The sequence below is a fragment of the Ethanoligenens harbinense YUAN-3 genome, assembly GCF_000178115.2.
Lineage (GTDB): Bacteria > Bacillota > Clostridia > Oscillospirales > Ethanoligenentaceae > Ethanoligenens > Ethanoligenens harbinense.
On sequence record NC_014828.1, the window covers coordinates 1,111,114 to 1,135,518 of the forward strand.

22 protein-coding genes and 1 tRNA gene are annotated in these 24,405 nt (G+C 56.1%); 5 read left to right on the forward strand and 18 right to left on the reverse strand.

Annotation, left to right across the window (positions count from 1 at the left end; translation table 11 throughout):
* The first annotated feature begins 479 nt into the window (after window positions 1–479).
* Window positions 480–3,815 carry an EAL domain-containing protein gene (locus tag ETHHA_RS14455; RefSeq protein ID WP_159033358.1) on the forward strand — a complete coding sequence of 1,112 codons (3,336 nt, stop codon included), beginning with the start codon at window positions 480–482 and terminating at the stop codon, window positions 3,813–3,815.
* Window positions 3,816–3,884: 69 nt separating this feature from the next.
* Here the strand turns inward: ETHHA_RS14455 and ETHHA_RS05125 are convergent, their stop codons facing one another.
* On the reverse strand, window positions 3,885–4,991 hold the full coding sequence (locus tag ETHHA_RS05125; RefSeq protein WP_013484922.1) for a DUF362 domain-containing protein: 1,107 nt from the start codon (window positions 4,989–4,991) through the stop codon (window positions 3,885–3,887).
* 260 nt (window positions 4,992–5,251) lie between these two features.
* Here ETHHA_RS05125 and ETHHA_RS05130 point away from each other — a divergent pair, with 260 nt between their 5' ends.
* Window positions 5,252–6,103: an Mrp/NBP35 family ATP-binding protein gene (locus ETHHA_RS05130; protein ID WP_013484923.1), complete on the forward strand. Its 852-nt coding sequence runs from the start codon at window positions 5,252–5,254 to the stop codon at window positions 6,101–6,103.
* Between the two features lie 94 nt (window positions 6,104–6,197).
* Here ETHHA_RS05130 and ETHHA_RS05135 read toward each other — a convergent pair whose 3' ends face one another.
* Complete coding sequence (locus ETHHA_RS05135; protein ID WP_013484924.1) at window positions 6,198–6,530, reverse strand: hypothetical protein; 333 nt, start codon at window positions 6,528–6,530, stop codon at window positions 6,198–6,200.
* Between the two features lie 405 nt (window positions 6,531–6,935).
* On the opposite strand from ETHHA_RS05135, the gene ETHHA_RS05140 reads away from it, so the two are divergent.
* A complete protein-coding gene (locus tag ETHHA_RS05140; protein WP_013484925.1) occupies window positions 6,936–7,163 on the forward strand; it encodes a hypothetical protein in 228 nt (75 codons plus the stop codon).
* A 540-nt stretch (window positions 7,164–7,703) separates the two neighbouring features.
* Here ETHHA_RS05140 and ETHHA_RS15825 read toward each other — a convergent pair.
* Both ETHHA_RS15825 and ETHHA_RS05145 read right to left on the reverse strand, forming a co-directional pair.
* The gene (locus ETHHA_RS15825) at window positions 7,704–7,874 is read right to left on the reverse strand and encodes a hypothetical protein (protein ID WP_013484926.1); all 171 of its coding nucleotides are present in this window, start codon (window positions 7,872–7,874) and stop codon (window positions 7,704–7,706) included.
* A gap of 31 nt (window positions 7,875–7,905) precedes the next feature.
* Window positions 7,906–8,451 (reverse strand): cysteine hydrolase family protein, encoded by a 546-nt coding sequence (locus tag ETHHA_RS05145; RefSeq protein ID WP_013484927.1) that lies wholly within the window; start codon window positions 8,449–8,451, stop codon window positions 7,906–7,908.
* A gap of 180 nt (window positions 8,452–8,631) precedes the next feature.
* On the opposite strand from ETHHA_RS05145, the gene ETHHA_RS14460 reads away from it, so the two are divergent.
* Window positions 8,632–9,513, forward strand: coding sequence for an isochorismatase family protein (locus ETHHA_RS14460; RefSeq protein ID WP_013484928.1), 882 nt, complete (start codon window positions 8,632–8,634; stop codon window positions 9,511–9,513).
* A 319-nt stretch (window positions 9,514–9,832) separates the two neighbouring features.
* Window positions 9,833–10,264: an SRPBCC domain-containing protein gene (locus ETHHA_RS05155; RefSeq protein ID WP_013484929.1), complete on the forward strand. Its 432-nt coding sequence runs from the start codon at window positions 9,833–9,835 to the stop codon at window positions 10,262–10,264.
* 656 nt (window positions 10,265–10,920) lie between these two features.
* Here ETHHA_RS05155 and ETHHA_RS05165 read toward each other — a convergent pair.
* The 14 genes from ETHHA_RS05165 to ruvC all read right to left on the reverse strand — a co-directional run bounded on the left by ETHHA_RS05165 (window position 10,921) and on the right by ruvC (window position 24,069).
* Window positions 10,921–11,002, reverse strand: a tRNA-Leu gene (locus tag ETHHA_RS05165).
* A 125-nt stretch (window positions 11,003–11,127) separates the two neighbouring features.
* Window positions 11,128–13,392 carry an ATP-dependent Clp protease ATP-binding subunit gene (locus ETHHA_RS05170; protein ID WP_013484930.1) on the reverse strand — a complete coding sequence of 755 codons (2,265 nt, stop codon included), beginning with the start codon at window positions 13,390–13,392 and terminating at the stop codon, window positions 11,128–11,130.
* Between the two features lie 70 nt (window positions 13,393–13,462).
* Entirely contained in the window at window positions 13,463–14,026 is a 564-nt protein-coding gene (locus ETHHA_RS05175) for a CDP-alcohol phosphatidyltransferase family protein (RefSeq protein ID WP_013484931.1), read from the reverse strand.
* A gap of 121 nt (window positions 14,027–14,147) precedes the next feature.
* Window positions 14,148–14,810, reverse strand: a complete 663-nt coding sequence (locus tag ETHHA_RS05180; RefSeq protein WP_013484932.1) for a CvpA family protein — start codon at window positions 14,808–14,810, stop codon at window positions 14,148–14,150.
* 31 nt (window positions 14,811–14,841) lie between these two features.
* Window positions 14,842–16,056, reverse strand: a complete 1,215-nt coding sequence (locus tag ETHHA_RS05185) for a DUF5711 family protein (protein WP_013484933.1) — start codon at window positions 16,054–16,056, stop codon at window positions 14,842–14,844.
* A gap of 116 nt (window positions 16,057–16,172) precedes the next feature.
* Window positions 16,173–16,931, reverse strand: coding sequence for a tRNA pseudouridine(38-40) synthase TruA (gene truA / locus ETHHA_RS05190; RefSeq protein WP_013484934.1), 759 nt, complete (start codon window positions 16,929–16,931; stop codon window positions 16,173–16,175).
* A 39-nt stretch (window positions 16,932–16,970) separates the two neighbouring features.
* Window positions 16,971–17,783 (reverse strand): energy-coupling factor transporter transmembrane component T family protein, encoded by an 813-nt coding sequence (locus tag ETHHA_RS05195; RefSeq protein ID WP_013484935.1) that lies wholly within the window; start codon window positions 17,781–17,783, stop codon window positions 16,971–16,973.
* Window positions 17,780–18,640 (reverse strand): energy-coupling factor transporter ATPase, encoded by an 861-nt coding sequence (locus ETHHA_RS05200; protein ID WP_013484936.1) that lies wholly within the window; start codon window positions 18,638–18,640, stop codon window positions 17,780–17,782. The genes ETHHA_RS05195 and ETHHA_RS05200 overlap by 4 nt, the downstream gene beginning before the upstream one ends.
* Window positions 18,613–19,485, reverse strand: coding sequence for an energy-coupling factor transporter ATPase (locus tag ETHHA_RS05205; protein ID WP_013484937.1), 873 nt, complete (start codon window positions 19,483–19,485; stop codon window positions 18,613–18,615). The genes ETHHA_RS05200 and ETHHA_RS05205 overlap by 28 nt, the downstream gene beginning before the upstream one ends.
* Before the next feature lie 36 nt (window positions 19,486–19,521).
* The gene (locus tag ETHHA_RS05210) at window positions 19,522–20,379 is read right to left on the reverse strand and encodes a class I SAM-dependent methyltransferase (protein WP_013484938.1); all 858 of its coding nucleotides are present in this window, start codon (window positions 20,377–20,379) and stop codon (window positions 19,522–19,524) included.
* A gap of 5 nt (window positions 20,380–20,384) precedes the next feature.
* Complete coding sequence (gene glmM / locus ETHHA_RS05215) at window positions 20,385–21,737, reverse strand: phosphoglucosamine mutase (protein WP_013484939.1); 1,353 nt, start codon at window positions 21,735–21,737, stop codon at window positions 20,385–20,387.
* A 139-nt stretch (window positions 21,738–21,876) separates the two neighbouring features.
* Window positions 21,877–22,923 (reverse strand): Holliday junction branch migration DNA helicase RuvB, encoded by a 1,047-nt coding sequence (ruvB, locus tag ETHHA_RS05220; protein ID WP_013484940.1) that lies wholly within the window; start codon window positions 22,921–22,923, stop codon window positions 21,877–21,879.
* Window positions 22,924–22,958: 35 nt separating this feature from the next.
* Window positions 22,959–23,558: a Holliday junction branch migration protein RuvA gene (gene ruvA / locus ETHHA_RS05225; protein ID WP_013484941.1), complete on the reverse strand. Its 600-nt coding sequence runs from the start codon at window positions 23,556–23,558 to the stop codon at window positions 22,959–22,961.
* Between the two features lie 7 nt (window positions 23,559–23,565).
* Window positions 23,566–24,069, reverse strand: coding sequence for a crossover junction endodeoxyribonuclease RuvC (ruvC, locus tag ETHHA_RS05230; protein ID WP_013484942.1), 504 nt, complete (start codon window positions 24,067–24,069; stop codon window positions 23,566–23,568).
* Between the last annotated feature and the right edge of the window lie 336 nt (window positions 24,070–24,405).

Below are 24,405 nucleotides of genomic sequence, written 5' to 3' on the forward strand. Positions count from 1 at the left end.
TGCATTTTTGCGTTTGCCTGGGCAGGGAAATCCATACGACAGAGCAGAAGCGGTTATCGGATGGTTTCAGTCCGTTCCTGCTTTTAACAGGCAGCCTATTGCCTATTATACCCTTGCGGGCACGTGCTGTCAATGATGTGTGAGATTTTGCAGAAATGCAATAAAATAAAACAGAAAATGCATTTTGCCGGTCGCTTCGGCAGCAAGCGGTTGACCATGCGGCGGTCCGGCCGCAGCCGCAGCCCCCTGATGTTGACGAAAAACGAGAGCATGTCCCGTCCGTTTGAGGGGATTCTGAAAAAATTCGTAAAATTTTCTCGGATTGTGCCGTGTTTTTTAATAAATGAAGCACTTTTTTAGTAAAATCTGTTATAATGAAATTATGCGCGAAGAAAAAGCGTACACTCATAAAAGGCGGCATGCCGCGGTTGCGTTGCGGTCCGCAATGTGGGGGAAACCGTGTGAAAAAGAAGAGATTTTTGAATCGACATGCAGCTTTGTTTGTCATATATGGCTTGCTGACTGTGGAGTCCATTTACCGAATCGCCATTGCAGGCGGTGCGCCCGGTTCTTTGTGGGTGGAGTTCCTGATAGGGGCGGGCATAGCCGGAGTCTATTTCATGGCCGTCCATATCTACGAAAACTGGCTGACCCATTCCCAATTCCGTGTACTGGTTGACCGTATCCACTGCGGCATTGCCATCATCCGGATGGACGAAGGGTTCAGCTTATTGCGCGCCAATCCCGCTTTTTTCCGTATCAGCGGCTATACGCCGGATGAATTTCTCGAAAAATTCGATAATAAGGCCATTTATATGCTCTGTATGGAAGACCACGCCGCCGTATACGAGGAAATCAAAAAGATGGACACCAAGCAGCGGGTGCATGTTCATGTGGATTTCCGAATCCAAAGCAAAGATGGCCGCATCAAATGGATTCACATGGACTCTTTTTTGTTCCACGCGGAAGGGAGAGAGCCGGTTTTTCAATGCATTTTTACCGATATCACGGCGCTCCGGTCCTCCGTGGAACAGGCGGAAATGGAGGCCAAGCGGTATCATATCATCGCACAGCTTTCGGACGATATCCTGTTTGATTACGATATTGCCAGCAAGACCATGACGGCGACGCAGCCAATCAGTGATTTGTATGCAGGGAAAACGTCGATTTCCGATTTTTATAACGATATCGTTGAAAATCTCGTCGTACATAAAGATGATGTGGATGCCCTTGCCGATTTCGCCGGCGAACCCGGCGGTATCCAGGAAAAAATACGCACAGAGCTGCGCATCCGATCGGCCAACAACGGGTTTGCGTGGTATCGCATGGAAGGTGCCGTTTTGCGGGACAAATATGCGAAGCCGCTGAAAATTGTTGGAAAATTTACAAATATCGACCGGCAAAAACGCGAAAAAGAATACCTGACACAGAAATTGCAGCGTGACCCCATGACCGGCGTTTTCAATAAAGTGGTGACCGAAAAGCTGATCGACCGGTATCTGCATAAGGCGGACGAGGATGATGTGAGCGCCCTGTTCGTTATGGATCTGGACAATTTCAAAAACATCAACGATGCACTGGGGCATCTGTCGGGCGACCGGGTGCTCACGCATGTCGCAGAGGGAATCAAGCAGATTCTGCGTTCGTCCGACATATTCGGGCGTATCGGCGGGGATGAATTCGTGGTGTTCATCAAAAATATCCGCTCGTGCACCTTTGCCGCTCAGAAAGCCAGGCAGCTTTGCCAGATCTTCCGCAGCCCTGTTTTGGAACAGGAACTGCGCTATGCCGTTTCCGGCAGCGTTGGGATCGCCATGTCTCCAACCGACGGGAAGTCTTATCACGAATTGTTCGAAAAGGCGGACCGCGCGCTCTATGTTGCCAAAGGGCAAGGAAAAGACGGCTTCGCGTTTTATCAGAACAACCTGCCCGGCGAACACGGGGCCTCGGGATGCGAGCCTTGCAAAGAGGATGCACTGTCCTCCAGAGGCCCGTCGCTGTCGTTTTCCGGACGTGGAGGAATAGTGGAAGGCCTGCTTGCATTTATGAACGAACATTGCCTGGACCATAACGCAACCGAGCAGATGCTCGGACTGGTCTGCCGGTATTATCAGGTAAAACGCGGGCGCATTCTGGAGTTTTCGGAAAGCGGAGAGCGGATCGAACACGTGTACGAATGGCATGCGCCAGGCTTCGCCTCAAATCCCTATCGACTGCTGACGCATCCCCCGGTGTTTTGGAAGGAGTATTTGCAGCAGTTTGACCAGACTGCTGTTTTCCAGTGCGCATCGCTGCAAAAGGCCGGAATCACGCCCGGCGGGGAGCAGGACCTCTTGTCGTTGCAGCACCTGCTGTTTTCCAGCGGGCAGCCCTTCAGCATTTTGATGCTGGACAATGATGTTCCGCAGAACCAATTAACGTTTTATGAGCTGAATGTTCTGGAAATCGTGCATCATTTGTTGCAGTACCATCTGTATCTGCTGCAAAACCTGCGTGTATCGCAGGAGCTGATCAATATCGATTCGTTGACCGGCGTGCATACGTACGAATATTTCCATACGCTGCTGAAAAAGGCGCTCTTGATTTCTGAGGATATGCCGTATGTGCTCATCAGCTGCGATATCAACCGTTTCTCCGAGATCAATGATCTCATCGGGCACGACCAGGCGGATCAGGTTCTGGTCACCTTTGCTTCGGTCATCCGGCGCTGCCTGCAGCCGGATGAGTATATCGGGCGCGTATCGGTGGATATTTTCTGCATTCTGGCGCATGCTGAAAACAAAGAGAACTTAACTGCCCGTATGGACTTGTGGGATCAGGCGTTCCAGCAAGAAGTGGAGGCATTCCATATTCCCAGCAACGTCCAGGTCGCGGTGGGCATCTATGAAATCAATGCCGAGGCTGATACACCCTCGATCATGTTTGACAGAGCCAATGCCGCGCGCAAGCTTGCCAAAACCGCGCATGAGCGGATGGTCTGTTTTTATGATGAGAAGCTGCATGAAAAAATCCTGTTTGAAAAAGATATGGAATCCCATATGGTTTCTTCACTGGAGAAGAACGAATTTGTGATCTATCTGCAGCCGAAATACGGCCTGGTTGACCGCAAGATTGCGGGGGCAGAGGCGCTGGTGCGCTGGAATCATCCCACGCGCGGGTTTCTTGGCCCGAATGATTTTATTCCGCTGTTTGAGAAAAACCATTTTATTTTGGAACTGGATTTCTTCGTGTTTGAGTCCGTTTGCCGGATGCTGCGCCGATGGATGGATGAGGGGCGCCCGGTCGTGCCGGTGGCCGTCAATTTTTCACGCGTGCACCTGCTTACCAATGATTTTGTGGAACAACTGATTGCATTGGTGGACAAGTATCAGATTCCCCCCCATTATCTGGAGATCGAGTTAACGGAAAGCGCATATATTTCCCGTTTCCATAATGCGCTGCAGATTGCGCAGAGGCTGCGGCAGCACGGATTTTTGATGGCGATGGATGACTTCGGCGCGGGTTATTCCTCCCTGAATTCTCTCAAAAGTCTGCCGCTCGATATTTTGAAACTGGACAAAAACTTCTTTCAGGAGAAAGAGCCGACCCCGAAAGAGACCATCATCATTGAGAACATCGTCCGCTTGGCAAAACAACTGAATCTCTGCGTGGTATCCGAAGGGGTCGAGTTGGAATGGCAGGCGGAATTTCTTTGCAGCGTGGACTGTGACCTTGTGCAGGGATATCTGTTCTCGCGCCCCATCCCCGTGACGACATTTGAAAAAATCCTGATGGAGCATGCGCAGCCGCTGCTGCATTGTCCGCCGGAACGTTGACAGCCGCATCACAAGAAGCCCCGCCGCATATTTGCGGCGGGGCTTCTTGTGATGCGGAAACGAAAAGGTTCAGATCGTAACCAGTTCGTATTCTTTGCGGCCGATGCCCAGGGAAACCGCGTGGTCAATGGCGGATTTCCAGTTGGTGTCTGGGCTGACATCCGTGAAATGGTCATGGTGCTGATGACCGTGTTTTTCCAGAAGGCTGCCAGCCACCGCGGGCTGGCGGTTGACCGCGTCTGCGCAGGCCACATCCAGCGCCACAGGGTCGAACGATGCGAACATCCCCACGTCCGGCACGATGGGGATGTCGTTTTCGGCGTGGCAGTCACAGAATGGGGAAACATCCACAACCAGGCTGATGTGGAAATGTGGGCGCCCGTGCAGCACAGCCCATGTGTATTCCGCCATTTTGCAGTTGAGGATGTCGTTGGCCTCGTCAATCGGAGCTTCCACGGCATCGGTGGGGCAGGCCCCGATGCAGCGGCCGCAGCCCACGCACCTGTTGTGGTCGATGGAGGCTTTGCCGCCCGTAAGGGTGATGGCGTCGTGGGCGCACTGCTTGCGGCAGGTGCCGCAGCCTACGCATTTTTCGGTATGGACATGCGGCTTGCCGCTGCTGTGCATCTCCATTTTGCCCGCTCGGGAGCCGCATCCCATCCCGATGTTTTTGATTGCACCGCCAAACCCGGTCATTTCATGTCCTTTGAAGTGGTTCAGGGATATGAAAATATCGGCGTCCATGATGGCATGGCCGATCTTGGCTTCCTTGACATAGGTGCCGTTTTCCACCGGGACAAGCACTTCGTCGGTGCCTTTCAGCCCGTCCCCGATGAGGATCTGGCAGCCGGTGGAGAGATAAGAGAAGCCGTTGAGTGCTGCGGACCCCAGATGGTCGAGTGCGTTTTTCCGACCGCCGACATACAGCGTGTTGCAATCTGTCAGAAAGGGCTTGCCGCCGTGTTCCTTTACAATGTCCGCCACGGTTTTGGCAAAGTTGGGGCGGAGGAAAGCAAGGTTGCCCGGTTCGCCGAAGTGCATTTTGATGGCGGCATATTTTCGCTGAAAGTCGATTTGATCCATGCCGGATTTTTTGATGAGGCGGGTGAGTTTCTGCTGTAAGTTTTCCCGTAGGGTCACATGCATATCTGTAAAATAGACTGTGGATTTTTCCATATGTATTTCCTCCTTTATAAAAGGCGGCGGGCCGGGTGTTTTGCCGCGTCGGTTCCATCATAGCACACACTCTCCAAAAGTCAACAAGCGGGCATGGCAGGCCGTCCGCTCCATTGTGCTCGGCGGGATATTGGAGTATAATGGTCTATATTGCAGAACGGACAGGGGGCCGTTTCGCGGCAGCGCGATGGTTTACTCTGGGTTTTTCTGCGCAGAATAGGAAATGTCGGCCGAAGGGCGCGGCAGGAATGGAGGACAAAATGTCGGAATGCAAAAACTGTCCCTCGGCGGAAGGCTGCGAAAGCAAGGAGAAAGGCGGCTGTTCATTCGAGGCGTTAAATACATTCAGCAGCATCAGGCATGTCGTTGCCGTGATGAGTGGCAAAGGCGGCGTGGGCAAATCCAGTGTGTCGGTACTGCTGGCGCGCGAAATGCTGCGACGGGGTAAAAAAGTGGGTATACTGGACGCGGATATCACCGGTCCGAGCATCCCGCGCCTGGTGGGCATCCCGGCAGGCAGCCATTGCCAGCAGAACGACAAGGGCATCTTACCCATCTTGAGCGGGGATGGTATTGCCGTGGTTTCGCTCAACTTTTTTCTGGCCAATGAGAACGATCCCGTCATCTGGCGCGGGCCGATGCTCTCGGGCGCGGTCAAGCAGTTCTGGACGGATGTCTATTGGGGCGATCTGGATTATCTGTTTATTGATATGCCGCCGGGCACGGGCGATGTGGTTCTGACCGTAATGCAGTCGATGCCGCTTTCGGGCGCGGTGGTGGTGTCCACCCCGCATGACGTGGCTTCGATGGTGGTGGCAAAATCCGTGCATATGGCACATAAAATGGGCATCCATGTGCTGGGTGTGGTAGAGAACATGGCATATATCCGTTGCCCGGATTGCGGCAAGCAGATTCGGCTGTTTGACGAGGCGCCTCTGCATGCCCTGTTGGCTGAGACCCATTTGCCGCTGCTTGGCAGCTTACCCATGCTGCCTGAGGTGGCAGCCCTTTCGCGTGGGGACGGGGAGCCGTTGGACAAAGATACGGCTGCAACGCTCGCGGACATCGGCGGACTTTTGGAGAAGGCGCTGGATGTGCCTGCCTGCCCGTAACAACACAGGCGACGATGGATGTCATGCATAAGGCGCAGGCGCCCAGCAGAAAAGCGGCCGTTTTTACGGCCGCTTTTCTTTATGTGGGAGATGCTTACGCACGCGTGTCCAGCGAACGGCGGGCCTTTGCGCGGGCATCATCATCTTCGAGACGTACGGCCTGCGCCTGCTGTACCTGCCGGGCTTCGGCAGACTGCTGTTTCTCTTTGTTTGAGGCTTCGCGCAGCTTATGCTGCCGCTGCTGTTCCGTTGTGTGGATCTGATCGCCGATGGAGGCGGAGATACGTTCCTTTTCTCCCGCGGGCAGGGCGCTTTGCTGCAAGGTCTGGAGCCGCTGGTTCAGTTCTGCCTTGCGCTCTGTTAGCACCTGCGCCTGCGATTTGTCGGATGCGGGAGCCGGATAATCCGAAATAGGCAGGATTGCCATGCATTCTCCTCCTTTCCGTCACAAATGGGCCGGCCGTTCTAAGCGGCGCTGTTAGTTGTTATATTCTATATCGGCAGAATGGATGGAATCTGAAGCGCCGGACGAAATCATATGCTCCCAAAGATTGCGGCTTCATTCCGTTTTGATCGATATATCGGCCGGTTTACCGGCATGTTCCGGGTGATCGGGATCGCGTCCATGCCGGTAATGTGTCACTTCCCACGGTGGTACGGATGTTTTGCCGTTTCGGAAATGCGGGCTGTGGTTTCATGGCGTGTTACAGTGCGCCGTAGAGAAGGCATGCCGTTCGGTGAATAGAACAGGGGAATGAAACGGATGGATCGGCCCGGAACCTGCCCACACGCATATACTGCGAATAGCTGAATACAGGCAGGGGGGATCAGGTTGCAGCAGAGCAGTCCCGTTGCAAGTGAAGCAAGCATATTAGCCAATGCCATTGCGACCATATTATGCGAGCATTTGAGTGTGCAGGATCAGAATATTTTGGGCAATCTGCTAAGCCTTGTTGCGACCTCCATGCTGTCGATTGCCGCAATCAACCAGTCCATTCTGGAAGCACAATCGTCTTTGGAGAAAACAGACGCCGCCAAAGCAGGATCGGACCCGGCGTGACCCGCTCAGGTTGAAGCGGAGCGGGTCATATTCTGTCGTGTTCAATTTTACCGATCTATTCCTGCCCGCTGCCTGGAAATGTACAGCCCCACAGGATTTTCCCTCTTGTCGTATTGGAAAAAATGTCTGGTAAAAAAGAACACCGCAAAAGCGCGGACGCAAAGAACAGCGTTCTCCACTCAGGCGGAGGGCGTGCTTTGCATGCAGGCGTAGCCTGCTGGCGCGGGGGACCTTGAACCTTTCGCGCTTTTTCGGAGACAAAGAAGTAATGCAAACGGCTGAAATGAAAGGATATCGCAGGGTCGCAGGATATGCCGCCTGTTGTTGATAAAAGCGCCTTCAGGATTCCGTAGGCGGGATGTTGCAACTGTCAGTGGTTTCCGTTTTGGCATGGAAGGGCTTGCTCTCAATGCCTTTGCAAGAATTCTTTCAACACAACCGTGGTATAGATTTGACTTCGTCGAAATCTTGCGATTCACTCCGTTTCTCGACCGCATTTTGTCCATTAAACCGAGAGGGCTTACAGCAAAAAAGTCAATATTATTTCCTTGCTGACTTTTCATAATTAGCAGTATTCGCCAATGTAGAAAGATATGCCGGTTTCTCATTAATATACATGTCTTCCGCCATTTGCTGCACACCCTCAAGTTCCTCTAGCACATCTGTAATTTTATTGAAAAGTGTTAAGTACATTTCTTTATAGTCAGCCATTTTCAGATCTTCTTGCTAAACCAGCAGTAAGTCAATCAAACGACTTAATCAAGTCGTCCAAGGCACAAATATTCGCTCCATAAACCTCTTTCAGATACTTTAATCCATAGTCATAATCTTCTTCTGTAAAGGAATTGGTTGTTTCCTTTGGAACAACAATGTTATATCCCAGATAATAGGCATCTGCACTTGTATGTCGGCAACACATGTGCGTATGCAATCCGGTAATAATGACGCTGTCTACATGGAGCTCGCTTAAAAGCAATTGCATATCTGTCTGATAAAATCCGCTATACCGTCTTTTCGGGATCACATAATCAGTCTCTTGAGGGGTAAGTTCCGGAATTACCTCCGCGCCTTTTGTGCCACGAATTGCATGGTCGCCCCAAAGTTTCAGTTCATGGTCGATTCCTTTTAAGTGACTGTCATTTGAATAAATGACCGGTATACCGTGCTCTCTTGCCGCATTTGTCAGCTTGATCAGATCGGGGACAATTACGCGTCCCCTGTCACAACCTAACGCACCTGTCACAAAATCATTGAGCATATCCACCAAAATCAGCGCATAATTTGCCATTTAAATTTCCTCCGTTACATCATTTTTGTTGACTATGTTGTCTATATAGTAAACCTTCCCCCTAGGGCAAAGTCAATACATTTTTATCATATATTTACTTTTTGTGTAATATGATGTATTATATTGTAAAATGATACTGCACAAATATATAAATTTTTGATATTTTAGGTGGTGTAACCAATGTATACAATTAAAGAACTTGCTGATTTGGCAGGCGTCACCCCCAAAGCACTGCGCGTCTATGAAGAAAAAAAACTGTTATTCCCTGTTAAGCGCTCCGAAGCTGGTTATAGGCTGTATGATGCATCCAGTCTACACACCTTAAGCAAAATATGTATGTTAAAGCAATATCAGTTTAGTCTATCAAAAATAGTGGAATTGCTGCAACTCGCCGATGACGCGTTAAATCAAGAACTAAAGCTGCAAGTTGGCAAAATGCTAAATGACGCAGGCCACTATCAAACAATGGCAGCAAAGTTAAATGCCAATATGCTATCCAGCCAAAATACTGATACTAAATTTGCTTTGCTTGTCGTCAACATGCAGAATGATTTCACTTATGGAAGTCTGGGGTTTGCGGCAGCGAAATCTTTGATAACTCCCATTTCCCAATTTATCGATCATGCACATTCTAAGGATATTCCCGTTATCTTTTTGAATGATTGCCATGATGAGAACGATCAAAGAGAATTTTACATTTGGGGTAAACACGCTGTAAAGGGAAGCGAGGGAGCGAAAATATGCAGCGATTTTAAAATTCGTTCAACGGATTATTTTATAGACAAGCATTATTACAGCGGTTTTGTTGATACGGATTTGCTGATTTTGCTTAATCGTTTACAAGTAAACCACCTTTTTGTATTGGGCTTAGATAGTAATATTTGTATTTATCACACGATTGCAGATGCGTTTAATTATGGATTTGAAACCACTTTGTTGGCCGATTTGACGGCAGCGGAATATACAACAGATTACCAATCTTCCTTGTCTTTTATTCGCGGAAACTTCAAAACCGAATTGAAAGATTCTATGAAAGAGCAATTTGAAACGCAGCAATATTGAAAGGACAAAATTTCATATTTACAAGAAAACACCATGACTTTCGGAGTAGCGTTGAATGATGCGGAAAACGGGATACCGCTTTCACTCGTCACACGGCTGCCGCTGGAATCTTTTACGATCTCCACGGATTATTCTAAACTTACCCTCTTATATGTTCGTTGCAATTTTCCCGCGGCAGGCCCAATATCTACCGCTGATTTCCACAGAATGGACTGCAAGCCCTGAAGTGATGGTGAATGAATTGCTCGGCTTCATTTTGAAAGCTCTGGGGCGTTCACATATCTGACGAACGAAAACGCAAATGGGAGGTTGATTTGTCATGAAGGAAATTCGCACAGAAATACGAATCGAAGCAGGTGCGGAAAAGGTGTGGAAAATCCTCACCGATTTTGATCGTTTCCCCGAGTGGAACCCATTTATGCGCTATTTGAAGGGGGCCCCGACGGAGGGCACACAGATTGAAGTGAAATTGGTTCCTCCCGGTTCGAAAGGGGTCATTTTTAAACCGAAGGTACTGCGCTTTGAAAAAAAGCAGGAATTCCGCTGGCTGGGACATACTGGGTTGCCCGGGCTGTTCGACGGAGAATATATCATGGAATTGGCTGAAAATCCCGATGGCTCCACGCAGTTTGTCCAACGGGAAAAATTCACCGGTGTTTTGGTGCCGTTTCTATCAAGCTCGCTGGATGGCAGCACTAAAACAGGCTTTGAGTTAATGAATCAAAAACTCAAGCAGCTTTGCGAAGGATAGCCCCAAAATGCGGGATTAGTCGGTTCAGTTTTTGGTGGCATCCAACTGAAACAGGATAACACTTCTGCCTAAAAAAGCCGGATACCCAAAAGGGTATCCGGCTTTTAGCGATATTTGTAACAGGTGTCTTTAAGCAATCATCATGGAATCAATGTTTCCGTTTACATGGCTGCCGCCCACATCCTTATAAATTTCCGCCGGTTGTGGTAACCGTGCCTTCATGGCAGGATCATGCGCGATTATAGCCGGCAGAAATCCTCTCTGTTGAGCAAACAGATCCTGCGTGAAAAATTATTCAAGTTGGAGCAAAACGATCGCTCCACGTGGAATACCGTGGAGATCAGCGGCAGATCCATCCGTATAAACATTTCCCGGTCTGATCAGCACCATTTACGAATAATCCCGCCACCGTTGATTCTGAAATTCTGCCATGCAATGATTCCAAAGAATTGGACTGTAAAAATCGCTGTTTTCGGAGTTAAAATCATGGGATTTTAGCAGCAACTATTAGGCCGATTAAGCAAGCGAAAAGCCCACTGTACGGTGGGCTTTAGGGTGGCAGGTGTGGTCAAAAAGGATATAACGTAATCGCAGGCACAAAGCAAAACGCCCTCCACATAAGTGAAGGGCGCATCTTGTCCGCGGGCACTGCCCACTGGTGCGGGAGATGGGACTTGAACCCACACACCGAAGTACCGGCTCCTAAGACCGGCGCGTCTGCCGTTCCGCCACTCCCGCATAAGCACGAAAGCTATGATAGCACATCTTTTCAGGGAATGTCAACAGAATGCGAACAGGCAAAATGGGGCGGGCAGGGTAAATACGCCCTGCCCGCCGGTATGAGAGAGCCATACGGCTCGCGGTTATATAGCTGTAGCGGTGATGCTGTCGTTTTCGGCGGAAAAACTAAACGTTTTGATCTGCCGGTCGCAGAATGTGACCAGCAGTTCGGCCACCTTGTCTTCGATTTCTCGGCGGACATTACGGCGCAGGTCACGTGCGCCGAATTTACCGCCGACCGATTTCTTGACCAGTGCGGCGATCAGCGCATCGTCCCAAAGCAGCTCCATGTTTTTCTGTGCGAGCGAGGTTTTCAGTTCGTTCAACATCAGGCCGGCGATCTTGCCGAAATCCTCCTCGGTGAGCGGGCGGAACACCACGATTTCATCAATACGGCTCAGGAATTCGGGGCGCAGGAAATCAGCCAGCGCTTTCTGTGCGCGTTCTTTCGCGACCACGACCGGTTCGCGGTTAAAGCCAAGTGAATTCGTCCGTTTATCCGAACCGGCGTTGGACGTCATCACGATGACGGTGTTTTCAAAGTTGACCTTGCGTCCGTGCGAGTCGGTCACATGTCCGTCGTCCAGAATCTGCAGCAGAACATTGAGCACATCGGGATGCGCTTTTTCAATTTCGTCCATCAGAATGACCGAATACGGCTTGCGGCGTACTTTTTCGGTAAGCTGGCCGGCTTCGTCATAGCCGACATATCCCGGAGGCGCCCCGATGATACGGGAAACCGAGTGCTTTTCCATGAACTCCGACATATCCAGCCGAATGAGCGAGTCGGGCTGGTCGAACAGCTCGGCCGACAGAACCTTAACCAGTTCTGTTTTGCCCACGCCGGTGGGGCCGACGAAGATGAACGAGGCCGGGCGGCGGCGGGGGCTGATCTGGACACGGCTGCGGCGGATGGCCAGCGAAACGGCCTCCACCGCTTCGTCCTGCCCGATGATCTTTTTCTTGAGCGTTTCCTGCAGAGTCGCCAGACGTTTGAATTCCTGCTCCTGTACACGTGAGGCCGGTATCCCGGTCCAGAGTTCGATGACGTGGGCTAGATCGTCCTCCGTCACGGCGATATCACCGGCGGCATCGCGCAGGCCCTGCGCTTTGGCCAGCAGGCGGCATTCCTCGCTTTTTACGTCGGCCAGTTGTTTGTAGATATCCTGCCCTTCGGTCTGGATGAGCTGTTCTTCCTGCGTTTTCAGGTTGGTGAGCTCGCGTTCCACCCCCGCCAGCTCCGAGGCGGCTTTGTTGCGCAGAGCCGCGCAGGAGCACGATTCATCCAGCAGGTCGATGGCTTTGTCCGGCAGGAAGCGGTCGGTGATATACCGCTCCGAATAAATCACAATGTGCTCCAGGAGTTCTTCCGGAATGCGTACGCCGTGGAAACGTTCATAATAATCCCGGATGCCCTTGAGGACTTCCAGAGTCTCATCCAGCGAAGGCTCCTGTACTTTCACCGGTTGGAAGCGGCGTTCAAGCGCTGCATCCTTTTCGATATACTTCCGGTATTCTTCAAAGGTGGTGGCGCCGATGACCTGGATTTCCCCGCGGGAAAGCGCCGGCTTGAGGATATTGGCGGCATTCATGGAACCTTCGGCATCGCCCGTGCCGACCAGGTTGTGCACTTCGTCAATAAAGAGGATGATGTTGCCGGCTTTTTTCACTTCATCCACCAGGCCCTTGATGCGGCCTTCGAACTGCCCGCGGAACTGTGTACCCGCCACAAGAGCGGTCAGGTCCAGCAGGTAGATTTCCCGGTCGGCCAGCCTGGGTGGGATGTCGCCCGAAGCGATTTTCAGTGCCAGGCCTTCGGCAATGGCGGTTTTGCCCACGCCCGGCTCACCGATGAGGCAGGGGTTGTTTTTGGTGCGTCGGCACAGGATCTGCTCCACGCGGTAGATCTCGCGTTCGCGGCCGACGATGCGGTCGATCTTGCCGTCTTCAGCCTTGCCGGTCAGGTTGATGCAGTAACTGTCCAGATATTTGTGCTTAACGGTTTTGGTGTCGCGGGTTTTGGGCTCGCGTGTTTTTTCATTGCCCGAACCGCCGTTTCCCGTGTTGGCTCCCTGAAACAGGTTTTCCAGGAACGGAAATGGGGAAGCCGCGGAGCCGCCCGCGTTTTCACCCTCGGCGCTGCTGCCTGCGATCAGGTTTTCGAGTTCGTTGCCCATATTTTCGAGGTCTTCATCCGATACACCCATTTTTTCCACCAAATCATTCACGGGTTTAATGCCAAGTTCACGAGCACACTGGATACAAAGGCCATCGTTGATGGTCTTGCCATTTTCCACGCGGGTAATGAACACAACGGCGATACGTTTTTTGCAACGGGAACAATACATAGGCTTACTCCTTTTCATCCCACGGGGAATAATGGCCGGCAACCGGCCGCGCTGTCGGCTCATCCAAAAGTCAGCCTTTGCGGCCGTTTTTTGATGCAAGCCTTATAAATACAGGTATATACATAATAAATGAAAAAAGCATGAACAAAAGGCTGATGCCGATCAAAATATCGGTCATGCTCCGCGCGGGCCGGAAAACGATGATGGAGACCATCACGAAGTAGAAAACGACGGTAGCCGTCTTTCCGAACCATTTGGCGCCGGAGATTGCCCTGCCGGCATGCAGCATCCGTGCTCCGGCCACGATCATCAGCATCTCGGCGATGAAGATCACAAACAGCCACCACGGCGCCACCCGTCCGATCACCAGACAAACGCAGACGGTGCCTTGTGTCAGCTTGTCGGCAAACGGGTCCAGAATCTTTCCCAGTTCCGTCGTCATGTGAAAACGGCGGGCGATGATGCCGTCCAGCACGTCCGTCAGGCCGGAGATGCCGAGGATGATCGCGGCGGCCAGTCCGGCATGCGGGTGCGATGAAAAAAAGACGACGATGAAAACAGGGATGAGCGCAAGGCGGAGAACAGACAGCCAGTTTGGTATGCCAAACGATTTGAACGAAACGTGTTTTGTCATCCTGTGCACTCTGCCCCCTATGTTCCGGTATGGCTTCGCCCGCGCTGTTTCATGGCTGAAAAAGCACGGGCGCCGCATTGTAGCGTTGGATTTAACCTATCATATCACACTCTTGGCGTTTTCACAATATTTTTGCAAATGGATTCATCTGATAGAAAAATTTGAATACGGTCGTATGGTCAATCACGGAAGAGGTGAGCGGAAAACTGGAAAAAGCCAGCGCAGGCAGCAGCGCCGAGATCAGCGTGCAGAGCACGAACAGCACCAGCACGGCTTTGACAAAACCGAGCAGGGCGCCTCCGATGCGGTTGAGCGTGCCGAGGATGGGCACATGAGAGATCGCCAGCGACAGGTTTTCAAAGATATGCACGGCCGCGATGAACAGAAAAAACAGTACGATGAACGCGATGCCGCGCCCGATGGTCATCCCGATCGGCTGCACCACCGCCTGGATGGCGGCGTTGGCCAACTGCCCGGCCCCCTGCTGAAACAGAGTGGAGAGATTCAGCCCCGGTGCGAACTGCCGCACAGACTGCCCGAATGTTTCCGTGAAAGACGACAGCGTCTGCCCCGCAATATAGTTTTTGGCGTTTGCAAGCAGCAGGTTTTGCAGCAGGTGGGTGTAGATCCATGCGCCCAGCGGCACGCTGAGAGCCAGCGCCGCCAGCACGGACAGAACGTATCCCACCAGACCGATGATGGTATAAAGAAAGCCTCGTCTGTAGGATAGCCAGATGGTGGCAAGGATAATCAAAACAGTCAGGGCGTCAAGCAAAACGCTCATAGGTTCTCCTTTCACGTCGGGACGATGCGGCTTATTTTTTCAGCGGGTAGCGGAGGATGCTCTGCGATCCGAATACGAAACAGACATTGCTCTGCATCACGGCGGCGAGCTTATCGCCGTTGGCGCTGATTGTGGCCAGAGGATTGCCGCTCTGATCGCCCCGCCAGATCATGCCGGGGGAAAGGCATGTAATGCCGGACGAACCCGCATAGACCGAGTCTATCCGTCCGTTTATGCTGACGGATTTTGCGGAAAGGAGCTTGTCGCCCGCAACGAGCGGCACCAGCAGCGAAGCGGCCGTTTGGTTTTCATAATGGTCGAACACCAGTACGGTGGAGCCATCCTGGTTGCTGTAGCAGGCAAGCTGCTTGGTGCCGTAGGGATAGGCGCCGGTCTGCTTGCCGCTGCCGTCAAAATACAGGGCCTGGTTGTCGCCCACAGCGGTGATGCGGCCGTTGCTGTTGTATTGTATGGAAAACAGCAGCGTGCCGTCCACCTGTTTTTTGGCGATGGGCTTGGTGCTGTCCAGCCGGAAAACGACCACGGTGGAGGAGATGCTGCCGTTCTGCGCACCGATCTCGATGGCGGCGACCGAGGAGCCGTCCGGGCTGAGGGCCGCGGCAAGGATGCGCCCCGCCGTATCGTACCAGTGAAAGATGGTCTTGCCTTGCGCGTCATACACGATCAGCTCGCCCAGATACGCGTTTGATTCGGTCGCAAGGGCAAAATTGCCGGATGCGCCCATCTCGCCGGAAACAATGGGCGACGCGGCGTTTGCAGATACCGGTTCGTCGAACCGCCGCTCCACCCGGTACTGCTTGCCGCCCCGGTCATAGAGCAGTGCGCGCCCGCCCGCGGCCGAAATCTGCGGGTCGTTCATGCCGTGCTGCCGCCACACCAGTTGGGTGCCCGCGCTGGAATAGAGGAAAAACGAGGTGTCGGTCAGTACGCCGAGATTGCCGCCCATGGCGGCCGCGCCTTTGAAATCCCCGCTCGACAGGCTGATGGGGAAATGATTGGCGGAAGAATTGGTGAAAAAGTTCTGGATGGCCTCGGTGGCTTCCGGCGGGACGAAATTGTCCCAGTTGACAAAGAGCAGCAGCGCCACGATGAAGGCGGCGGCCAATGCGATGATTCGCTGCCGCCTGCGTGAGATCTGGCGCCGTCTGGCCTCGCGCAGGTCTTTATAGAAAATCAGACGGTCTTCCGCCATATGCCCGGTATCGCCGCCTGTTGTCGTTTTCACGTCCTTGTCCTCCCGGTGTATGTTTCGATGCCAAACGGGGTTTCCGCCGCCGCGCAGGCTGATCCCCTATCTGTATTATACCATGGATGCGCCGGATTTGCGCGCCCCGCCTGTCGTTATTCCGCAGGCCAGCCGGTTTCGTCGTAAAACACGCGATTCAAGTAGAGCCCGTGGGCGGGCGCGGTGGGGCCGGCAGCCGTGCGGTCGCGCGAGTCGATTACGGCGAGAATGTCTGCCGGCTGCAGTTTGTCCTGCGCCGTATAGAGCAGCGTGCCGACCATGATGCGCACCATATTATACAAAAAACCGTCCGCCCGCACGCGAAACAGCACCAGGTCGCCATCCCGCTGTACGCCGGAGTGGAAAACGGTGCGCACGGTGTCTTTTACGTCGCTGCCGGCCGCGCGGAACCCGGCAAAGTCGTGCGTGCCCAGGAAGCCGCGCGCGGCCTTGTCCATCACCGCTTCGTCAAGCGGGTAGGGGACGTGCAGTGCCCGCCCGCGCCAAAACGGGTCGCGCGCCGGTGCGTTGAGGATGCGGTAGACGTATTCCTTTTCGTGTGCGGAATAGCGGGCGTGAAAATCGGGTGGTACCTCACGGCAGGCAAACACCGCAATATCGTCCGGCAGGCAGGCGTTGAGTGCGCGAACAAGATTTTGGCATGGAATGGTGTGTTCCGTACGGAAATTGCAGGCATAGGCGAGCGCATGCACGCCCGCGTCGGTGCGGCTGCATCCCGTCACCGGTGGGCGATGACGCAGCACGGTTTCCAGTGCGTTCTGCAAGACTTCCTGTACGGTCACGCCGTTTTTCTGCACCTGCCAGCCGTGATAGGCTGCGCCGTCGAAGCGCAGGAGCAGCAGAATGTTGCGCATCTCAGCGCCCCCCTTCTTACATATGCCGCGCGTCGGCTGTCAGATGACATGCGGCAGCACGAAATTCAGCGCCAGCACAAACGCAAACAGCAGGACGACCGAGGCGGCGGCCAGATAATCCCGCGGCGCAAAGCGCAGCACATGCAGCCGGGTGCGTCCCTGCCCGCCCTGATAGCAGCGGCAGTCCATGGCCAGAGCCAGTTCATCCGCCCGCCGGAATGCCGAGACGAACAGCGGGATGAGAATGGGCAGCAGCGCCTTCACGCGGCGCAGCAGGTTGCCGCTTTCGAAATCTGCGCCGCGCGCCTTCTGTGCTTGCATGATCTTGTCGGTTTCCTCCGTCAGCGTGGGAATGAAGCGCAGGGCGATGGTCATCATCATGGAAAGTTCATGCACCGGCAGTTTCAGTTTGGCGAGCGGGGAGAGTAGCACGTCCAGTCCGTCCGTCAGCATAATGGGGGAGGTGGTGTAGGTGAGCATGGAGGCCCCGATGATGAGGAAGATAACCCGCACCGACATAAACACCGCCGTGGCGATGCCCTCACGCGTGATGGTGAAGATCCAGACATGCGCCAGCGCATGGCCGGGCACGTAGAAGATGTTGACCACCCCGGCCAGCAGGATGACGAACAGTAGCGGCCTGATGCCGGAAAGCAGCATGCGCATCGGGATATGCGCCAGCACCGCTACCAGCAGGATGAACGCCGCGGCGACCGCCAGCCCGGCGGGAGTCGCCGCGGTGAACAGCGCAGCCATATACAGCAGCGCGAGCAGGGTTTTCATGCGCGGGTCCATTCGGTGTACGACGGACTCGCCGGGGAAAAACTGCCCGATGGTGATATCCCGTATCATCGGCCCGCCTCCTTCAACACCCGCAAAATTTCATCTTTGCCCTGCTCGATGGTATAGACCGTGTCGTGTACGGAAAAGCCCATCTCTTTCAAGCGCAGAAACACCCGCGTAATCTGCGGCACGTCCAGCCCCATCTCCAGCAGCTCGCGGGAGCGGGCAAAGGTGGCGGGCACCGTGTCATACAGCAAGGCCTTGCCCTTGTCCATCACCAGCACGCGGGTGGCCAGCCGGGCGATGTCCTCCATGCTGTGGGAGACGAGCAGCACCGTGTTGCCCTGCGTGCGCTGATAGTCGCGGATGCGGGCGAGGATGGATTCGCGGCCGCGCGGGTCCAGCCCGGCGGCAGGCTCGTCCAATATCAGCACCTTCGGGCGCATGGCGAGCACGCCCGCGATGGCCACCCGACGCTTCTGCCCGCCTGAGAGCGCAAACGGGGATTTATCGAGCCAGTCCGGCTCCACGCCTACGAAATCGGCGGCCTCGCGCACCCGCTCGTCGATCTCCGTGTCGCTAAGCCCCATGTTGTGCGGGCCGAACGCGATGTCCTTATAAACCGTTTCCTCAAAGAGCTGGTATTCGGGATACTGGAACACCAGCCCGACGAGAAAACGCAAGGCGCGTTTGTCGGCGTTTTTTGCCCAGATATCGTTGCCGTCGATGAGCACGCGGCCGCTGCCGGGCTTGAGCAGGCCGTTGAAATGCTGGAGCAGCGTGGATTTGCCGGAGCCGGTGTGGCCGATGACCCCGACGAATTCCCCTTCCTCAATGGAGAGATCCACATGATCCAGCGCGATCTGCTCAAACGGGGTGCCCGCGCCGTATTTGTAAGTCAGTTGTTGGGTTTGGATGATGGGCAACGCGATCCCTCCAGCAGGCCGGCGAGCGCGTCGGCCAGTTCGTTGACGGTGAGGATGCCATCGGGCAGACGCAGCCCGCATTTGTCGAGCTCCCAGGCGAGCTCGGCGGCCTGCGGCACGTCCAGCCCGATGGACTTGAGCAGTGTGACGTTGCCGAACACCTCTTTGGGCGTTCCGGAAAGCAAAATGCCGCCGTGTTCCATCACCACCACGCGGTCTGCCTGCACGGCTTCGTCCATGAAATGGGTAATGAGCACCACCGTTACGCCGCGGGCGTGCAGGTCCAGTAACGTGGAGAGCACCTCTTTGCGGCCGCGCGGGTCGAGCATGGCGGTGGGTTCGTCGAGCACGATGCAGTCGGGCCGCATGGCCAGTACGCCCGCGATGGCTACCCGCTGCTTCTGCCCGCCGGAAAGGCGGTGCGGTGCGTGCTTGCGGTAGTCGTACATCCCCACGGTTTTGAGCGCATCATCTACCCGGCGGCGGATCTCCGGCGTGGGTATGCCCATGTTTTCCAGCGCAAAGGCCACGTCTTCTTCCACAATGGTGGCCACGATCTGGTTATCCGGGTTCTGGAACACCATGCCCACATGCCGGCGGATGTCGTACAGGCGGTCTTCGTCCCGCGTGTCGATGCCCATGGCGCGCACGGCGCCGCTCTCGGGCAGCAAAATGGCGTTGAAATGCTTGGCAAGGGTGGATTTTCCAGACCCGTTGTGTCCCAGTATCGCCAGGAATTCGCCCTTAGGCACCCGCAGGCTGACGTCGCGCAGCGCCTGCACGCGGGTGACTTCGTCTATCGGATAGGAATAGGAAATGTGTTCGATATCAAGAATGTGTTCCACGCGGTTTCACCGCCTTTCCGCCGGATCGCAGGTCATTTACGCAAAAGAGAGCAGCGCGGTGGCGCCGCAGGGAAGCGCCAGCCCGGTTTCCTTGACCGGCAGGCCGATCTCATCGGCCTCCAGCCGCCCGCCGCGTCCCTTGGCGGCCGTGACGCCCAACATGTAGGCCATCACCGAGGGGGACAACCCGGTTGTGTAGGAGTTGAGCAGAAAAAAGAGGGGCTTGTCCGAAAGCAGGCCCGCCGCCTGTTCCAGCAGGTCGAACAGCGTTTCTTCCAGCTTCCACACCTCGCCGCCCGGTCCGCGTCCGTAGGAGGGCGGGTCCATCAGGATGGCGTCGTACCGGTTGCCGCGCCGCAACTCGCGCGCCACGAATTTGCCGCAGTCATCCACCAGATAGCGGATGGGTTTGTCCGCCAGGTCGGAGAGCGCGGCGTTTTCCTTGGCCCAGGCCACCATGCCTTTGGCCGCGTCCACATGCGTCACCTGCGCGCCCGCGGCGGCGCAGGCCACCGTGGCCCCGCCGGTGTAGGCAAACAGGTTGAGCACCTTGATGGGCCGCCCTGCGTTTCGGATGGTGTTTTGCATCCAGTCCCAGTTCACCGCCTGCTCCGGGAACAGGCCGGTGTGCTTGAAGCCCATCGGCTTGAGCAGGAAACGCAGGCTGCCATAAGCGATCTGCCACTGGTCGGGCAGCTTGGCCTCCCAGTGCCCGCCTCCCGCCTTGGAGCGGAAATAGTGCCCGTCGGCGTGGCGCCATGCCTCGCCGCGCGGCGTCTGCCAGATCACCTGCGGGTCGGGGCGGATGAGGGTATACTTCCCCCAGCGTTCCAGCTTTTCCCCGTCCGAGGCGTCGAGCACCGTATAGTCTTTCCAGCCGTCGGCCAGCCGCATGCCACTCAGGCCCCCATCCGGGTTTTGACCACGTCGGCGATGCCACCGGCCAGTTTTTCGATGGTGGTGATGTCTTTGCCTTCCACCATCACGCGGATGAGCGGCTCGGTGCCGGAGGCGCGCACCAGCACGCGGCCGTCGCCCGCCAGCATTTCCTCCGCCTGTTTCACCGCCGCGCAGATGGCCGTGTCCCCGGGCAGGCGGGTCTTGCCTTCCGAGCAGACACGCACGTTCACCATCACCTGCGGATAGGTTTGCATGACGGACGCCAGTTCGGACGCCCTGCATCCCGCGCTCTTGAGCGCGCTGATGAGCCGGACGGCGGTCAGCTCGCCGTCGCCGGTGGTGGCGTCGTGCAGGAAAATGATGTGGCCGGACTGTTCGCCGCCCACGGCGTAGCCGTTCTGCCGCATGGCTTCCAGCACATAGCGGTCGCCCACCTTGGTGGTCTGGACATGGATGCCGTTGGTTTCCGCAAACCGGAAAAAGCCGAGATTGGAGAGCACGGTGACTACCGCCGTGTTTTCCGGCAAAATGCCGCGCAGCTTCATGTCGTTGGCAAAGATGGCGATGAGCTTGTCGCCGTCGATGACCGCGCCGGTCTCATCCACCGCCAGGCAGCGGTCGGCGTCGCCGTCGAACGCCACGCCGAGGTCGCAGCGGTTTTCCACCACAAAGCCCCGCAGTTGTTCCAGATGAGTGGAGCCGCAGTGGTCGTTGATATTTGTTCCGTCCGGATTGGCGCTGAGAATATCGCATTCCGCGCCCAGCGCCGCAAACAGCAGCGGGGCGGTCACGCTGGCGGCGCCGTTGGCGCAGTCCACCGCGATGCGCAGGCCGGAAAAATCGGTTTCCGCCAGCCCGAGCAGATGGCGCACGTAATCTCCGACCGCTTCCTTGGAGCGGGAGAGCCGCCCGATGTCGTTGCCGGTCTTCACGGGCGGCTTTGCGGCGCCGTCGAGCAAAATGGCCTCGATTTTTTCTTCCAGCGCGTCCGAAAGTTTATAGCCTTCGCCGTTGAACAGCTTGATGCCGTTATATTCCATGGGATTGTGCGAAGCGGAGATCACAGCGCCCGCGTCGGCGCCGTATTGCTGCACCAGATAGGCCACGGCGGGGGTAGGCACCACGCCGAGCAGCACCACGTCCGCCCCAACGGAGCAGAAGCCAGCCGCCAGCGCGCTTTCAAGCATGTCGGCGGAAACGCGCGTGTCGGTGCCGATGAGGATGCGCGGCCGATGCTGCACGGCCTCGGTGAGCACCATGGCCGCCGCGCGCCCGAGGTTCATGGCAAGCGCGCAGTCCAGTTCCGTGCCCGCAACGCCGCGCACGCCGTCTGTCCCAAAAAGTCTGCCCATGTATTCTGTACCGCCTTTCAAGCAATCAGAAGGATGCGGGAACCAGCGCCCGCATGTCGTGTTTGTTTTTTCTGTTTTGTATGCATCTGTCTGTGTTATGGGAAAATGGATCGAAAAAATCCGGTATATAAGTGCTTTTTTATAAAAAAGACTGCTGTTCGCATTCCGGCGGCGGGGACTGCGGCGGCGTAAGGCCCAGATGGGCATAGGCCGCGGCGGTGGCCATCCGCCCGCGCGGGGTGCGCATGAGGAAACCGACCTGCATCAGGTAGGGCTCGCAGACGTCTTCGAGCGTGACGGCTTCTTCGCCCATGGCGGCCGCCAGCGTTTCGATGCCGGCGGGTCCGCCTCCGTAATGGCGGATGAGCATGCCGAGCATCCGGCGGTCGGTCGCGTCCAGCCCCAGCTTGTCGATCTCCAGCCGGTCGAGCGCGCGCCCGGCCGTTTCCTGTGTGATGACCCCGCTGCCTATCACCTGCGCGAAGTCGCGCACACGGCGCAGCAGGCGGTTGGCCACGCGCGGCGTGCCGCGCGCCCGCCCGGCGATCTCCATTGCGCCGCCCGGCTCGCAGTCGATCTGCAAAATGCCCGCGCTGCGGGTGATGATGCCGCAGAGTTCTTCTTTGGTGTAGAGTTCCAGCCGCATCAGCACGCCGAACCGGTCGCGCAGCGGGGAAGTGAGCTGCCCCGCGCGGGTGGTCGCGCCGATGAGGGTGAAGCGCGGCAGATCGAGCCGGATGGAACGCGCGCTCGGCCCCTTGCCCAGGATGATGTCCAGCGCGTAATCCTCCATGGCGGGGTAGAGAACTTCCTCCACGCTGCGCGAGAGGCGGTGCACTTCGTCGATGAAGAGGATGTCGTGTGGGGCGAGGTTGGTGAGCAGCGCCGCCAGATCGCCCTGCTTTTCAATGGCCGGGCCGGAGGTGACGCGCAGGTTCACGCCCATCTCGTTGGCGATCACGCCCGCAAGGGTGGTCTTGCCCAGACCGGGCGGGCCGTAGAGCAGCACGTGGTCGAGCGCCTCGCCGCGCTTTTTGGCCGCCTCGATGAAGATTTTCAGGTTTTCCTTTACCTTTTCCTGCCCGGTGTATTCCGCCAGCGTGCGGGGGCGCAGACTCTGTTCGGCATCGACGTCCTCGGCGGTGTAGTCCGGTGTGACGATGCGGTTTTCAAAATCCGATTCCATGTTTTATCCTTTATGGTTCTGGGGCCGGGCGGTGGTCATCTGCTTGCGAGCAGGCGCAACGCCTGGCGGATGATGTCCTCGACGGACTGTGCGGGGTCGCAGCGGTTCACCGCGCCCTGCGCTTCGGTACCGGAATAGCCAAGCACCACCAGCGCGCTTACGGCTTCCGCCGCGCTGCCGCCGGAAACGGCGGGCACGGGTGTGCCGCCGGTAAAGTTCGCCGCGGCCTGTTCGCCGTTGATTTTATCTTTCAGTTCCAGCACGATGCGTTGCGCGATTTTGCTGCCGATGCCGGGCGCGCGCGTGAGCGCCTTGGCGTCGCCCGACGCGACGGAAAAGGCGAACTGCGCGGGTGTCGTCCCGGAGAGGATGGAGAGCGCCGCCTTCGGGCCCACGCCGGAGACCCCGATGAGCATGCGGAAGCAGTGCAGTTCTTCCTCGCTGCCAAACCCGTAAAGGTCGAGCGCATCCTCCCGCACGTTCAGGTGGGTGTAGAGGAAAGCTTCCTCGCCCGGCGGCGGCAGCGCACCGAGCGTGTTGGCGGTGGTCAGGCATTTAAAGCCCACCCCGCCGCAGCTGATGACGGCCATGCCCGGTCCGGTATGGGTGAGCGTGCCTTTGAGGCTGTATATCATGTGGTTTTCACCGTCCCTGCCGATAGAGTGCGCCCAGGCGCGAACCGGCGCTGTTGGCGTGGCAGATGGCGATGGCCAGTGCGTCGGCGGTGTCGTCGGGCTTTGGCACCTCGCGCAGCCCGAGCAGCATGCGCGTCAGCTCCATCACCTGCGCTTTTTCCGCACGGCCATAGCCCACCACCGCCTGCTTCACCTGCGAGGGCGTGTATTCCGCCACCCGCACGCCGGCCTGCTCGGCCGCGAGCAGGATCACGCCGCGCGCCTCCGCCACCGCGATGCCCGTGGTGGTGTTGGTGTTGAAAAACAGTTCTTCCACGGCTACCGCGTCCGGTCGGCAAACGCGGAAGAGCTCCCGCATGCCGTCGTAGATCTGCGCCAGCCGCGCGGGAAAGGGGGTGTTCGCTTCGGTGCGGATGGCGCCGTATTCCAACACCGTATAGCGGTTCTGCGCATAGCGCACCGCGCCGTAGCCTATAATGGCATAACCGGGGTCTATCCCCAAAACGACCATATCGACCTCCGCGCCATTTTTGCCCGGAATCCGGGCCGTCTTTTGTGATATTCGCGCTTATTATAGCATATGCCGCGCGGCCGGGCAAGCGCAACCGCGATTTCCGGCAGCATCGTCTTGCAGAACAGCAGTTGAAAGCGCCCGTGTGTTGGGCTATAATACAACAGGCAACAGGAGCACTGTTCTCCGCTAAATGGACGATCCGTTTTCTGTCCTGCTGCGTTTTCGTCGTCGTCGGGCAGCAGCCCGCTCTTCGCATCATCCTTGCAGGGCGCAAAATTTGCTTGCAAATCGTATCGTCTCTTCAATGGGAGAACAGTATAAACGGTTGCCGTA

What these genes read in the sequence shown, in the direction of transcription:
- ETHHA_RS05125 (WP_013484922.1), bottom strand. Translation starts at nt 4,991, where the DNA reads ATGGAAAAATCCACAGTCTATTTTACAGATATGCATGTGACCCTACGG.
- ETHHA_RS05130 (WP_013484923.1), top strand. Translation starts at nt 5,252, where the DNA reads ATGTCGGAATGCAAAAACTGTCCCTCGGCGGAAGGCTGCGAAAGCAAG.
- ETHHA_RS05135 (WP_013484924.1), bottom strand. Translation starts at nt 6,530, where the DNA reads ATGGCAATCCTGCCTATTTCGGATTATCCGGCTCCCGCATCCGACAAA.
- ETHHA_RS15825 (WP_013484926.1), bottom strand. Translation starts at nt 7,874, where the DNA reads ATGGCTGACTATAAAGAAATGTACTTAACACTTTTCAATAAAATTACA.
- ETHHA_RS05145 (WP_013484927.1), bottom strand. Translation starts at nt 8,451, where the DNA reads ATGGCAAATTATGCGCTGATTTTGGTGGATATGCTCAATGATTTTGTG.
- ETHHA_RS14460 (WP_013484928.1), top strand. Translation starts at nt 8,632, where the DNA reads ATGTATACAATTAAAGAACTTGCTGATTTGGCAGGCGTCACCCCCAAA.
- ETHHA_RS05155 (WP_013484929.1), top strand. Translation starts at nt 9,833, where the DNA reads ATGAAGGAAATTCGCACAGAAATACGAATCGAAGCAGGTGCGGAAAAG.
- ETHHA_RS05170 (WP_013484930.1), bottom strand. Translation starts at nt 13,392, where the DNA reads ATGTATTGTTCCCGTTGCAAAAAACGTATCGCCGTTGTGTTCATTACC.
- ETHHA_RS05175 (WP_013484931.1), bottom strand. Translation starts at nt 14,026, where the DNA reads ATGACAAAACACGTTTCGTTCAAATCGTTTGGCATACCAAACTGGCTG.
- ETHHA_RS05180 (WP_013484932.1), bottom strand. Translation starts at nt 14,810, where the DNA reads ATGAGCGTTTTGCTTGACGCCCTGACTGTTTTGATTATCCTTGCCACC.
- truA (WP_013484934.1), bottom strand. Translation starts at nt 16,931, where the DNA reads ATGCGCAACATTCTGCTGCTCCTGCGCTTCGACGGCGCAGCCTATCAC.
- ETHHA_RS05195 (WP_013484935.1), bottom strand. Translation starts at nt 17,783, where the DNA reads ATGATACGGGATATCACCATCGGGCAGTTTTTCCCCGGCGAGTCCGTC.
- ETHHA_RS05210 (WP_013484938.1), bottom strand. Translation starts at nt 20,379, where the DNA reads ATGCGGCTGGCCGACGGCTGGAAAGACTATACGGTGCTCGACGCCTCG.
- glmM (WP_013484939.1), bottom strand. Translation starts at nt 21,737, where the DNA reads ATGGGCAGACTTTTTGGGACAGACGGCGTGCGCGGCGTTGCGGGCACG.
- ruvB (WP_013484940.1), bottom strand. Translation starts at nt 22,923, where the DNA reads ATGGAATCGGATTTTGAAAACCGCATCGTCACACCGGACTACACCGCC.
- ruvA (WP_013484941.1), bottom strand. Translation starts at nt 23,558, where the DNA reads ATGATATACAGCCTCAAAGGCACGCTCACCCATACCGGACCGGGCATG.
- ruvC (WP_013484942.1), bottom strand. Translation starts at nt 24,069, where the DNA reads ATGGTCGTTTTGGGGATAGACCCCGGTTATGCCATTATAGGCTACGGC.